Annotated in this window: 13 protein-coding genes; 5 read left to right on the forward strand and 8 right to left on the reverse strand. The window is 37.6% G+C overall.

Translation table 11 applies throughout. The features are described 5' to 3' along the window. The 6 genes from mraY to mraZ all read right to left on the reverse strand — a co-directional run bounded on the left by mraY (nucleotide 1) and on the right by mraZ (nucleotide 6,377). The gene (mraY, locus tag I3217_RS10290) at nucleotides 1-1,233 is read right to left on the reverse strand and encodes a phospho-N-acetylmuramoyl-pentapeptide-transferase (RefSeq protein WP_435049675.1); all 1,233 of its coding nucleotides are present in this window, start codon (nucleotides 1,231-1,233) and stop codon (nucleotides 1-3) included. A 1-nt stretch (nucleotide 1,234) separates the two neighbouring features. After that, nucleotides 1,235-2,698: a UDP-N-acetylmuramoyl-L-alanyl-D-glutamate--2,6-diaminopimelate ligase gene (locus I3217_RS10295; RefSeq protein ID WP_435049676.1), complete on the reverse strand. Its 1,464-nt coding sequence runs from the start codon at nucleotides 2,696-2,698 to the stop codon at nucleotides 1,235-1,237. Continuing rightward, nucleotides 2,695-4,647 (reverse strand): penicillin-binding protein, encoded by a 1,953-nt coding sequence (locus I3217_RS10300; RefSeq protein WP_435050301.1) that lies wholly within the window; start codon nucleotides 4,645-4,647, stop codon nucleotides 2,695-2,697. The genes I3217_RS10295 and I3217_RS10300 overlap by 4 nt, the downstream gene beginning before the upstream one ends. A gap of 62 nt (nucleotides 4,648-4,709) precedes the next feature. Further along, nucleotides 4,710-5,027: an FtsL-like putative cell division protein gene (locus I3217_RS10305; protein ID WP_435049677.1), complete on the reverse strand. Its 318-nt coding sequence runs from the start codon at nucleotides 5,025-5,027 to the stop codon at nucleotides 4,710-4,712. Next, nucleotides 5,024-5,920, reverse strand: a complete 897-nt coding sequence (gene rsmH, locus I3217_RS10310; RefSeq protein ID WP_435049678.1) for a 16S rRNA (cytosine(1402)-N(4))-methyltransferase RsmH — start codon at nucleotides 5,918-5,920, stop codon at nucleotides 5,024-5,026. Before rsmH ends, I3217_RS10305 begins: the two co-directional genes overlap by 4 nt. Then, nucleotides 5,907-6,377, reverse strand: a complete 471-nt coding sequence (gene mraZ / locus I3217_RS10315) for a division/cell wall cluster transcriptional repressor MraZ (RefSeq protein ID WP_435049679.1) — start codon at nucleotides 6,375-6,377, stop codon at nucleotides 5,907-5,909. Before mraZ ends, rsmH begins: the two co-directional genes overlap by 14 nt. Nucleotides 6,378-6,670: 293 nt before the next feature. On the opposite strand from mraZ, the gene I3217_RS10320 reads away from it, so the two are divergent. Further along, nucleotides 6,671-7,435, forward strand: coding sequence for an alpha/beta fold hydrolase (locus I3217_RS10320; protein WP_435049680.1), 765 nt, complete (start codon nucleotides 6,671-6,673; stop codon nucleotides 7,433-7,435). Between the two features lie 6 nt (nucleotides 7,436-7,441). Next, nucleotides 7,442-8,047, forward strand: coding sequence for a ribosome biogenesis GTP-binding protein YihA/YsxC (gene yihA / locus I3217_RS10325; RefSeq protein WP_435049681.1), 606 nt, complete (start codon nucleotides 7,442-7,444; stop codon nucleotides 8,045-8,047). Here the strand turns inward: yihA and I3217_RS10330 are convergent. Beyond that, a complete protein-coding gene (locus I3217_RS10330; RefSeq protein ID WP_435049682.1) occupies nucleotides 8,044-9,135 on the reverse strand; it encodes an ABC transporter permease in 1,092 nt (363 codons plus the stop codon). The two genes, yihA and I3217_RS10330, sit on opposite strands and share 4 nt — an antisense overlap. Nucleotides 9,136-9,141: 6 nt before the next feature. Then, the gene (locus I3217_RS10335; protein WP_435049683.1) at nucleotides 9,142-11,280 is read right to left on the reverse strand and encodes a carboxy terminal-processing peptidase; all 2,139 of its coding nucleotides are present in this window, start codon (nucleotides 11,278-11,280) and stop codon (nucleotides 9,142-9,144) included. 154 nt (nucleotides 11,281-11,434) lie between these two features. On the opposite strand from I3217_RS10335, the gene surE reads away from it, so the two are divergent. The 3 genes from surE to lpxB are packed head-to-tail and all read left to right on the forward strand — an operon-like array spanning nucleotide 11,435 to nucleotide 13,606. Continuing rightward, nucleotides 11,435-12,211 (forward strand): 5'/3'-nucleotidase SurE, encoded by a 777-nt coding sequence (gene surE, locus I3217_RS10340; protein ID WP_435049684.1) that lies wholly within the window; start codon nucleotides 11,435-11,437, stop codon nucleotides 12,209-12,211. After that, complete coding sequence (locus I3217_RS10345; RefSeq protein ID WP_435049685.1) at nucleotides 12,204-12,488, forward strand: hypothetical protein; 285 nt, start codon at nucleotides 12,204-12,206, stop codon at nucleotides 12,486-12,488. The genes surE and I3217_RS10345 overlap by 8 nt, the downstream gene beginning before the upstream one ends. Then, on the forward strand, nucleotides 12,488-13,606 hold the full coding sequence (gene lpxB, locus I3217_RS10350; RefSeq protein ID WP_435049686.1) for a lipid-A-disaccharide synthase: 1,119 nt from the start codon (nucleotides 12,488-12,490) through the stop codon (nucleotides 13,604-13,606). Before I3217_RS10345 ends, lpxB begins: the two co-directional genes overlap by 1 nt. Nucleotide 13,607: the final 1 nt, after the last annotated feature.

A 13,607-nucleotide genomic window follows, 5' to 3' on the forward strand; every position in this document is an offset into this window, starting at 1 on the left:
CTATCTTATTTTCAGGGTCACTATAGACACTATAGCGAGTATTATTCCTACAATCCAAAAACGGGTTACAATTTTACTTTCATGATAGCCCGATTTCTGATAGTGATGATGTAAAGGCGACATTTTAAAAATGCGCTTACCTTCTCCGAATTTCTTCTTAGTATATTTAAAGTAACTCACCTGTAGCACCACCGATAAATTCTCAGCCAGGAAAATCCCGCACAATACCGGTATTAACCACTCTTTGCGTACAGCTACAGCAATAACAGCTATTATTCCTCCAATAGTTAAACTTCCAGTATCTCCCATAAACACTTGCGCAGGATACGTGTTATACCACAAGAACCCTATTAAGGCTCCAACAAACGCTGTTATATAAATTGTAATTTCTTCTACTCGTGGTATGTACATTATATTCAGGTAATCTGAGAAAATTATATTACCCGATACCCAGGCAAAAATCCCTAGGGTTAATGCTATAATAGCAGATGTACCAGCCGCCAGACCATCTATCCCATCGGTTAAATTCGCCCCGTTAGATACCGCTGTGATTATAAAAATAACAATAGGAATAAAAAGTATCCAGGCATATTTTGCATACCCCGGATTAATCCAGGTAATTAAATCGGCATAATCGAACTCGTTAGACTTAACAAAAGGAATTGTAGTTTTAGTCGATTTTTCTTCAGGCTTAAACTGCCTGGTTTGCCCACTTTCAGTAACTACCACTTCCTGCTGTACCACAGGCATTTTTTCTTTAATGGTAACTTCCGGATGAAAATACAAGGTCGTTCCTACAATGACACCTAAACCTACCTGACCTAAAACCTTAAATTTCCCTTTTAAGCCTTCCTTATCGTTTTTAAATTTTTTAATATAATCGTCTACAAAACCAATAGCCCCCATCCATACCGTTGTAACTATCAGCAAGAGGATATAAACGTTATCCAGTTTTGCAAACAAAAGCACCGGAATAAGTGTTGCCAGAATAATTATAATACCACCCATAGTTGGGGTACCAGCTTTTTCTACCTGCCCCTCCAGGCCTAAATCCCTGATAGTTTCCCCTACCTGCTGTTTTTGCAGAAATCCAATAATACGCTTCCCGTAAATGGTCGAAATAAGTAAAGACAATATAATTGCCATTGCCGCGCGAAAGGTGATAAACCCAAACAGCGAAGCTCCCGGAAATTGATATTGCTTTTCTAAATAATCGAATAAATAGTATAACATATTATTTTTCTAACTGTTTTAAATAGTCTTTTACAATTTTAAAATCATCAAAATCAAAACGCTCTCCTTTAATTTCCTGATAGGTTTCATGCCCTTTTCCAGCGATTAAAATAATATCGTTTGAATTCGCTAACTGACAAGCTGTTTTAATTGCCTGTTTTCTATCTACTATAGACATGGTTTTCTTAAAATGCTGCGGTTCCACACCAGCTTCTATATCTTCTATAATAGCTTCAGGAACTTCACTTCTGGGATTATCGCTGGTAAAAATCACCTTTGTACTTAAAGTCGCAGCGATATTTCCCATTTTAGGACGTTTGGTTTTATCACGATCTCCACCACAGCCTACAACAGTAATTAACTCTTCATTTTTAGTGCGAATACTGTTTATGGTTTCCAATACATTTTTTAAAGCATCCGGAGTATGTGCATAATCCACTATAGCAGTAATTTTAGTCTCAGAAATCAGATACTGGAATCGGCCACTCACACTTTCCAGACTACTAATCAACCTTAAAATCTCTTGTTTTTCTAAACCAAGCAATTCGGCCACACCATAAATAGCCAGTAAATTATAAGCGTTAAAAGCACCGATTAATCGCGTCCAAACCTCACTATCATTCACTTTCAGCAATAAACCTGTAAATTGATTTTCAAGAATCTGCGCTTTATAATCAGCATAGGTTTTCAAGGCATAAGAAAATTGCTTAGCCCTGGTATTTTGTAACATCACAGCCCCATTTTTATCATCTGCATTCACCAAAGCGAAAGCCGTTTTAGGCAAGTGATCAAAGAATGATTTTTTAACGTCACGATATTCGGCGAATGTATTATGATAATCTAAATGATCGTGAGAAAGATTAGTAAACACACCACCTACAAAATGAAGCCCTTCAGTTCTTTTTTGATGAATGCCATGCGAACTCACTTCCATAAAACAATACTCCACACCCGCATCAGCCATTAAACTCAAATACTTATTTATAGCTAGCGAATCCGGCGTGGTATGCGTAGCTTTATACTCGGCATCGTCTACCAGAATTTTTACGGTAGATAACAAACCTACTTTATAGCCCGCTTTTTTAAACAACTGATACAACAACGTAGTAACAGTTGTTTTTCCATTAGTACCAGTAACACCAACCAGCTTTAAATTTTCAGAAGGATTCCCGTAAAAATTTGAAGCCATTATCGCCAGAGCCGTTTTCGTGTCGACCACCTGAACATAAGTTACACCATTGACTTTATTTTTCGGAATGCGCTCACAAACCACAACTAAAGCACCTTGCGCAACTGCCTTATCTATAAATTTATGACCATCTGCAACCGTACCACTGATAGCTACAAAAACATCGTTCAATGCCACAAGACGAGAATCGAACTGAATATGAGCCACCTGCACATTGGTATTCCCAACAACAGCATCTATTGGCACTTTATACAATATGTCTTTTAGTAAACTCACGATACTTCTAAAACAACTTTTTGATTTTTCTTAATTTTTTGCCCCTCAGGAATAGACTGACGTTTTACTTTTCCTAAACCGGAAAACTCCACATTTAAACCTAAATTCTCTAATAAAGCTATAGCGTCCATAGCCGGTAAACCAACTACTTTTGGCATTATGGTTTTATAGGTTTGTGCCGTTTTATAGAAGCCTTCGAACTCCTTATTTATAGCTTCATCTGCTACTTCCAGGCTTTCCACTTCATCTATAATAGGCGTATCTGTAAATATTTTCTGCGCTATACGTTTAAATACCGGTCCGGAAACATCCGCACCATAATAACCTTTTTTTGTACTCGGCTTATGAATAACCACAATACAGGAATACTTTGGGTGATCTGCCGGAAAATACCCCGCAAAAGAAGACACATAACGCGGCGACGATTTCCAGTCTTTCATCCAGTACTCGGTTAGAGCCGTTCCTGTTTTACCCGCCATAGAGAAATACGGATTATATAACGATTTCCCGGTTCCTCTAACCACAACATTTTTCAGTATTTCACGTATTTCTCCCAAAGTTTTGTCTGAACAGATTTTTTCGTTAATCACTGTTTTATCAAACGTTTCGATTTCCTTATTCAACTCTTTAACCTCTCTGATAAATCGAGGCTTCACCATCACACCATCATTTGCAATAGCATTATAAAAAGTCAATGTCTGCAATGGCGTTAATTCCATATTATAACCATAAGCCATAGACGGCAAAGCATTTTTACTCCATTTTGCATGCCCTGGCTCAGGAATAACCGGCTCTCCTTCACCGATAATGGAAATACCAAAAGGTTTAGTCAACCCCCACTCTTTTATATGATTTAAAAACTTGTACGGTTGCTTAGAATACCCGTCATCAATAATTGTTGCCAACCCAATATTTGAGGACACCTCTAAAGTTCTGGCCGCAGAAATTTTACCAAATCCACCATGATGAGAATCTGTTATTGTACGCCCGTAAAACCGTTTTTTTCCGCTTTTTGTATCAATAACCGTGGCTGTGTCCACCACTTTATCTTCTAAAGCTGCCATAAGCGCCATCGTCTTAAACGTAGAGCCCGGCTCATGCGACTCTCCCACCGCATAGTTTAACTTTTCGTAATAATTACCGTTTTTAGTTCTACCTAAATTCGAAATAGCACGAATTTCCCCAGTTTCCACTTCCATCACAATCACACACCCATGATCTGCTTCGTAATACTCCAGTTGCTTCAATAACGCATGATGCGCTATATCCTGAATATTTACATTTATAGTAGTATACACATCATAGCCATCTTTAGGCTCCACCTGGTTGTAATCTGCAATAGGCTTCCATTGCCCCTTACCTATATTTTGCTTTAAACGCTTACCATCTGTACCACGCAAATATTTCACTCCAAAAGCACCATCTATCCCCGGACGCGTAACATTCCCCTGATCATCTATCCGCTCATAACCAATGGTACGCTCCGCAATGCCTCCCATTGGATGCTCTCGCTTAGTATTCTGTTCTACAATTAAACCGCCTTTAAAAGCCCCAAGATTTAACAACGGAAAATTACGAAGACGGATATAATCCGAATACCCTATATTTCGAGCCAGTAAATGATATCTGTTTTTATTAGCTCTGGCCTGACGTAAGGTTTTCTGATAATAAGCAGACGATTTCTTACCGTAAACAGCAAGAGAATCGCAGAGTGGTTTTAAATATTTTTCAAATGTTTTTGAAGTAGGCGTAAGCGCATCAAATCTAATATCGTATTTAGGCACCGAAGTCGCCAGCAAACTCCCTTCCGAATCGTAAACATTTCCACGATTCGCAGGAATCACCACCGTTTTAACAGCTCTTTTTTCTGCCAGCCCTCTGTATTTCTCCCCATGAATAAATTGAATAGAAAACAATTTAAACATAACAGCTATAGCAAAAAGGAACATACATCCCGCTATAAAATACAATCGCCTAATTATGTTCTTCTCGTTAGTTGCCAAGCCAGAACTTACCTTTTAGATTTAACTTTAATTTTTCTTGGCGGAATTTCCGAAGGCTCCAAACCTTTAACCGCCATTTTATTTACTACCGAAGACTCCATTTTAAGCCGCATTAACCTGGACCGCCCATCTACAAAAGCCGACCTAAGCTCCTTAACTTCATTATTGAGTCTTGCTATTTCATGCACTTTCTTGTCCGCACGATGAGAGCTCGCAATCATTACAAATGCCAGAAAAAAACCAAAAATCAGTGCCCTCCAATTCTTATAAGAATTATCGCTTACCAAAAAGGTTCCTTTTAATATGCTATAAAACCGTTTTTTCATAGTTTTTCTGCAATTCGCAATTTCGCACTACGCGCCCTGTTATTAATTTTAATTTCTTCTCTTGTCGGAACTATTAACCCGCCTACTTTTTTTAACGGAACTTCAAAATTCCCAAAGACATCACGCTCAGGCTCCCCTTCAAACATCCCGCTTCTTATAAAGCGTTTCACCAACCTATCTTCTAAAGAGTGATACGAAATAAAACTTAACCGCCCTTTAGGCTTTAATATCTCCGGCGTTTGCAACAGAAACTCCTTCAACACTTCTATCTCCTGATTCACCTCTATTCGTATTGCCTGATAAATCTGAGCCAATATTTTATTTTCCTTTCTTGCAGGCAAAAATCGCTTCAACACTGCTTTCAACTGCTCACTGGTCACTATCGGATCCGGATTTCTACCACTTACAATTTCTCTAGCCATTGCCGGAGCAGACCGTAACTCACCATACTGCCAGAGTACATCTCTAAGCTGAGACTCTTCATACTCATTAACCACATGATACGCAGACAGCTTATTATTCTGATTCATTCGCATATCGAGATCAGACTCAAATCGCGTCGAAAAACCACGCTCTGCAACATCAAACTGATGCGAAGACACTCCAAAATCAGCAAGAACACCATCCACTTCTTTTACTCCATAAAACCTTAAAAACCGTTTTATATATCTAAAATTTTCATGGATCAACTGAAAGCGACTATCATCTATTGCATTTTCCAAGGCATCAGCATCCTGATCAAACGCATACAATCGACCTTTCGGCCCCAGTCGCCTTAAAATCTCCCTGCTGTGTCCGCCACCTCCAAAGGTTACATCCACATACACACCATCCTCTTTTATATTAAGACCATCAACAGTCTCCTTTAGTAAAACCGGGTTATGATATTCCATATTCTTCATCGTCTTGTCCCATAACCTCTTCAGCTAAATCAGCAAAATCATCAGCCGAACCACTTATGCTTTGTTCATATTTATCCTTATCCCAGATTTCAACAATATTAACAGCCGAAGCCACTACTATCTCTTTTGAAATCCCACCAAAAACCGCAAGATCTTTCGGTATCAGCAAACGCCCTGTCCCATCCACTTCAAGCAACTTTACACCCGCAGTAAACTTTCTAATAAAATCGTTGTTCTTTTTCTTGAACCTGTTAAGTTTGTTAATTTTTTGCATTAACACATTCCACTCCTGCATCGGATACAATTCCAGACAGGAATTAAACACAGAACGCTTTAACACAAACCCATCTTCCAAAACATCACTCAACTGCTTTTTCAGCGGACTAGGCAACATAAGACGCCCTTTCGCATCCACTTTGCATTCGTATGTTCCTATTAATGAGTTCAAAACAATTTCTGGGAATTAGATTCTTTGTTTTTCAAATATATTGAAAAATATACCACTTTTTACCACAATATACCACTTTGTTGATAATTTTTCGATAATCAACCTATTAGCATACACACCAACCACCTCAAAGCCCCTTTAGATCCTGATATTAAATCGCTTAAAAGTCCCCTAAGCCATAGTGTTAAAATTGTTGATATCTCTACCTGAAAACATTTTAACGGAATCGCATTAAATTGCCCATTATACAAAGGAAATACCTATATTTGTTTTTTGACGACAATGAATAATTAATGACGCATCGCTTAAAAAAAGAGAACAAATTTAGTTACATAGAAGTAGGAGAAGGTCAACCAATCATCGTACTTCATGGACTAATGGGTGGCTTAAGTAATTTTGACGCAGTTACCGATTTTTTCAGTTCAAGAGGTTATAAAATTCTAATCCCTGAACTCCCAATTTACTCCATGAGTTTATTAAAAACGAACGTAAAAAGTTTCGCTAAATATCTGCATGACTTTATCGCCTTTAAAGGTTTCGAAGAGGTTATTCTTCTTGGAAATTCTCTTGGAGGACATATAGGACTATATCACACTAAACTGTACCCGGAAAAAGTAAAAGCTTTAATTATAACCGGAAGTTCCGGATTATACGAAAGTGCTATGGGCAGCGGATACACTAAAAGAAGTGATTACGAAGTCATAAAAAAGAAAGCTCAGGATGTATTTTACGATCCAGCGGTTGCAACGAAAGACATTGTAGATGAAGTTTACGAAACCGTAAACGACAGAAACAAACTGATAAAAACATTAGCTATTGCAAAAAGTGCCATAAGACACAACATGGCTAAAGATCTCCCCAACATGAATATCCCCACCTGTATTATTTGGGGAAAAAATGATATTGTGACACCACCGGAGGTTGCCGATGAATTTAATCAACTATTACCTGATTCTGATCTGTACTGGATTGACAAATGCGGACATGCAGCCATGATGGAACATCCGGACGAATTCAACACCATTTTAAGCACTTGGTTAACCGAAAGAAAACTATAAAGCATCATGTTAATTAAATCTGCAGAATTCGTAATGAGCAATTCTGATGTCGCAAAATGTCCGAAAGACAGATTGCCGGAATATGCATTTATAGGTCGAAGTAATGTTGGCAAATCATCCCTTATAAACATGCTAACCAACAGAAAAAGTCTGGCCAAAACATCGGGGCGTCCAGGAAAGACACAGCTTATTAATCACTTTTTAATTAATAAAAACTGGTATCTGGTAGATTTACCGGGTTATGGCTATGCGCGTGTATCTAAAAGCACCAAAAAGGTTTTCCAAAAGTTTATTACAGCCTATTTCGCTAAGCGCGAACAATTAATTTCTGCTTTTGTTCTGGTAGATATCAGACACACCCCACAACCTATAGACTTAGAATTTATGCAGTGGCTTGGAGAAAATGGAATTCCTTTCTCCATTATATTCACAAAAGCCGACAAATTAAAACCCAAGGCGATAGAAAACCATATTAACGCTTATAAAGATATTTTAATGGAAACCTGGGAAGACATGCCTAATTACTTTATTACGTCATCCTCTAAAGAAATCGGAAAAGAAGAGCTTTTAAATTATATAGACAATACCAATTCTAATTTAAAGCTGGATTAAGCCTTAACATCCAAAGCATCCCTTAGGGCATTTCCAATTAGCATAAAGGCCATTACAAGACTCATTATACAAAGTCCCGGGATAAGTGCTAAATACGGTTTTCCTAATATTATATAGTTGTAATGATCTTTAATCATAGCACCCCAGCTTGCCATTGGTGGTTGCGCTCCAATTCCTAAAAAACTAAGTCCGCTTTCTATTAATATCGCTGAAGCGAAATTCGCTGCACATATAACAATTACCGGAGCCATTATATTAGGTAAAATATGCTTAAAAATAATCCTGCTATCTGTATAACCTAAAGCTCTGGCAGCCGTAACATACTGCATCTCCTTAGCACTAATAATCTGCCCGCGTACAACACGAGCCACTTCTACCCACATAGTTAAACCTACAGCAATAAATACCTGCCAGAATCCTTTACCCAAAGCCAGAGTTATTGCTATCACCAATAATAACGTTGGAATAGACCAGGTAACATTAATAATCCACATAATCATGGCATCTATTTTTCCCCCATAATATCCGGCAAGACTGCCTAAAAACACCCCTATAATTAAAGAAATAAACACCGCTACAAAACCGATAAAAAAAGAAATTCTGGCTCCAACCAATACACGACTTAACACATCCCTCCCGTATTTATCGGTGCCCAGATAAAAGGTTCGCTCCGCTATTAAGTTTGAAATTTCTTCGGAAGTATAATCAGATAAGCTCAACTCCTTTTCCTCTCCTTTTAAACCATCGGAAGCATACTCAACGTAATGCAACTGATTGTTTTCAATATTATAAGAAGACAATGGTATTTCCGTATCTGTATTTTTTACACCAAAAAATACTTTATCAAAACGAGTTTGGTTATCTTTCTGGTGAGACGGCATACTGAGCATTGCTACTTTAAAGCCCGGCTTTTTAGAATGGATAGCCAAATGCATCTGATTGGCATATTGAGAATCATCAGGAGCAAGAACATAAGCAAAAATTGCCACTAACCCGACAATCAAAACAAAAGCTAAACTAAAAACGCCCCAAAAATCGTGTTTAAATTTTTGGAGCGCTAAGTCTTTTAACGACTGTGTTTTACCCATGCACTATTAATTTTTCATTTCGGCAGATGCCATCTTCTTAATAGCGTAGGTCATTTTTAAATCTTCAAGCACATGTACTGCTTCTTCCATATACACATCCTGAGTTAGACTTTCGTGCCAGCGTGATCTGTTTTCTTTTAACACAGAATCATTTGCAAACAGCTCCTTTTCATAAGGTAACGATTCGTAAGTCAAATCAGATTTATAATCTGAAATTTTATCGAAACGCTTGGCTTCTTCGTTGTTTAACTCTAATTGCGCTTTATATTTTTCATAGTTTAAACTAAAGGTATTTTCATCCATTTTTAGTTTAATCCATTTTGCATTTTCTTCAATTAATTTCAACTGCGGATTATTACTCATACGGTCTTTGCTTTTTTGTACCGTAGATTCATAATCGAAGTAATTCCCCCATTGTGTATAGTCTGCTGCTGCGATTTTATCCCATGGCAACGGATTCTCCTGGTCCTTTTCACCTATATCGATAAAACTATAACGATCCGGCACAGTAACATCACTTTTCACTCCTTCTAACTGCGTAGAACCTCCATTGATTCGGTAAAACTTCTGAGTAGTTAATTTTAAAGCTCCTAAATCGCCACTACTGTTATTACGCACAATTCTGTTTAGATCTAAAACGTTTTGCACGGTACCTTTTCCATAAGTTTGTTTGCTACCTATTATTATAGCACGTTTATAATCCTGCATTGCAGCCGCAAGAATTTCGGATGCAGAGGCCGATAATTCGTTAACCAGAATTACCATAGGACCATCCCATTCGATAGAACGATCGGTATCCCGTAATATTTCTTTTGGCCCTCCTGTAGAACGCACCTGCACTACAGGACCTTCTTCTATAAACAATCCGGCCATATCAACTACAGTTTGCAAAGATCCTCCTCCGTTGTTTCGAAGATCGATTACAAGACCTTCCATACCGGATTCTTTTAACCTGTCTATTTCTCTTTTAATATCGGAAGCTGCATTTCTATTATTGTAGTTTTCGAAGTCCACATAAAACTTAGGCAGATTAATCACGCCATAAGTTGCGCCGTCTTTCTTTACAATAGAAGACTTGGCATAGGTTTCATCTAACTCAATAACATCTCTAACAAGCACTACCTCTTTAAAAGAACCATCTACTTTCTTAATTGTTAAGTTTACTTTGGTTCCCTTTGGGCCTTTTATATATTTAATAGCATCGTCTAAACGCATGCCTACTATATTAACCGCTTCTTTTTCGTCTTCCTGACGCACTTTTACAATAATATCGCCAACTTCAAGCTTTTTACTTCTCCATGCCGGACCTCCTGAAATAAGCTCTACGATTTTAGTATTATCCATTTTCTTTTGAAGCTTGGCTCCGATACCTTCCAGCTTTCCAGACATTTGCTGATCGAAACGATCTTTATCTTCCGGCGCAAAATAAAACGTATGCGGATCGAACTCTTCCACTATTGCGTTTACATACATCGCAAACCAGTCTTTACGCTGTAAATCATCTATATAATCGGTATAGTAGTTATCTATATTCTTTAAAGTAGATGCACGAGCTTCGGCTTCCATTTCAGCATTACTCTTTAACTTATGCTTTGGCTCCTTTTGTTTTTTAAGGTGCTCATCGGTCTGTATATCGTCGTAATTAGTAATAGTCGTAAACTTTAACTGCTTTCTCCAACGGTCTTTTAATTCCTTTTTATTCTTAGCATAAGTCGTTTCCTTATAGTCTGAATTAAATTCTTCGTCAATAGTATAATCAAAAGGTGTTGCTAAAACCTCTTTATACATAGCTTTAGACTCTTCGATACGCTTATTTAACCGTTCGTAAGTTAAATTGAAAAATGATATATCGAATTCTCTTAACTGATCATCTATAACGTCTTTATATTTCTCGAATTCTTTAATATCCGACTCATAAAAATAACGCTTTAACGGATCCAGCGCTTCCAGATAATTAGCATACACTTCTTCAGAGAACGTATCATCGATAGTTTTAGGATCGAAATGAGCCGTTTCCAATACGTGAGTTATAATCTGAATTAATAATTTATCCTTATCGGGGTTGGTAAATGTTTTGGTTGTGAAACTACAGGACGCAAACGCCAAAAGTAGTAATAAGACTAAATATTTATAATTCCTTTTCATAAGCCTATAGAGATGCATAATATATTTTTCACTAAAGTAGAGAAAAAACCATGCCAATAAAAATCAATTGCCCCTATTTTTTTGTTAAACCCTATAAAACGTAGATTTCCTTTAGATTTTATGTATTTTAGCCATGCAATTTTACACTGTAATTATGGCTAAAAAACCTCTTATTTTGGTAATTAACGACGATGGTATTACCGCACCCGGAATCAGAACTTTAATCTCTATTATGAATACTATTGGAGAAGTTGTAGTTGTGGCTCCAGACAGTCCGCAAAGCGCCATGGGACACGCCATTACCGTAAATTCAACATTATATGTTGAAAAAGTGACTATAGACGATGGCCCACAAACGGAATACAGTTGTTCCGGAACCCCTGCCGATTGTGTGAAATTAGGAGTAAAAGAAATATTAAAACGCAAACCAGACCTTTGTGTTTCCGGTATTAACCATGGTTCCAACAGCTCGATTAACGTCATTTATTCGGGTACCATGAGTGCCGCAGTTGAAGCCGGTATGGAAGGCATTCCTGCCATTGGGTTTTCACTATTGGATTACAACTGGAATGCAAATTTCGAACACACGAGAGACTTTATAAAAACCATTACAGAGAACACTTTAAAACAAGGCTTACCCAAAGGCGTCGTTTTAAATGTAAACATTCCTAATGTCTCAAAAAAAGACATAAAAGGTATTCGCATTTGTAGACAGGCCATGGCCAACTGGGAAGAAGAATTCGATAAGCGCAAAAATCCGCAAGGAAAAAATTATTACTGGCTTACCGGAAAATTTGTAAACCCAGACAAAGGAGAGGACACAGACGAATGGGCTTTAGCGAACAACTATATTTCTATTGTACCGGTGCAGTTTGATTTAACAGCCCACGAAACCATAAAACATTTAAACACCTGGAATTTTAATGATTAAAAAAGAAGTATTCATTGGATTTTTTGTTGGTATTATTGCCAATGCCATAGGATTATTTTTAGCAGCCAACTTATTAGGTCGTGGCGACGATGCTATAACCGTAATTAAAGCTGCAGATGCTGAAGGCTTTTTAGGAAAACTAGTTAGCCTGGGGGCCTTATTAAATTTAGTTGCTTTTTTTATCTTTATAAAAAAGAAAGAAGATTACAGAGCTCGCGGTGTACTATTAGCAACTGCCGCTATCGCCTTGTTAACATTTCTATATAAGTTTATATAATGAAATACTACATTATTGCAGGGGAAGCGTCCGGAGACTTACACGGTTCGAACCTCATGAAAGCGTTGCAAAAACAAGATGTTAATGCCGACTTCAGGTTCTGGGGTGGAGATCTTATGCAAAATGTAGGAGGAACATTAGTTAAACACTATAAAGAACGCGCCTTTATGGGATTTGCGGAAGTTATTATGAACCTCTCTAAAATCTTTAAAGACATTGCCTTTTGTAAAACCGATATTAGTGCATACCAACCGGATGTTATTATTTTTATAGATAATTCCGGATTTAACCTGCGTATAGCTAAATGGGCCAAACTAAATAAATTTAGAACCAACTATTACATTTCTCCGCAGGTCTGGGCATCTCGTGCCAAACGCGTTCACGCAATAAAACACGACATCGATAACATGTATGTTATACTTCCTTTTGTGAAGGACTTTTATAAAAAGTTTGATTATGATGTAACATACGTGGGTCACCCGCTTATAGACGCCATTGCCGACAGGCCTCAGATTAGCGAATATGAATTTAGAGCCCAGCACGAACTCAACGAAAAACCTATAATAGCACTTTTACCGGGAAGCAGAAAACAGGAAATTAGTAAAATGCTTACTGTTATGTTAAGTGTGGTTAACGACTATCCGGACTATCAATTTGTAATTGCAGGAGCGCCCAGTCAGGACTACAGTTTTTACGAGCAGTTTATTACCAATCCTAACGTTCATTTTGTAGCCAACAAAACCTACGATTTATTAAGCGTTTCTTTTGCTGCTCTGGTTACCTCTGGAACAGCAACTCTAGAAACTGCCTTATTTAAAATTCCACAGGTAGTATGCTATAAAGGCAACTGGATATCTTATCAGATAGGAAAACGCCTTATTACTCTAAAATACATCTCTCTGGTTAATCTGATTATGGATAAACCTGTGGTAAAAGAACTTATTCAGGACGAGCTAAACACCAGGAATCTCAAACACGAACTGGATATTATTCTGGATGAATACGAGCGCACCAAATTCTTTATTAATTACTACGAGTTAGAAAAAAAACTAGGTGGTAAAGGCGCCAGTCGGAAAGCTGCTGAACATATTTTCAAGTCCCTAAAACAAAATTTTTAAC

The organism is Formosa sp. S-31, assembly GCF_051172795.1.
GTDB lineage: Bacteria > Bacteroidota > Bacteroidia > Flavobacteriales > Flavobacteriaceae > Formosa.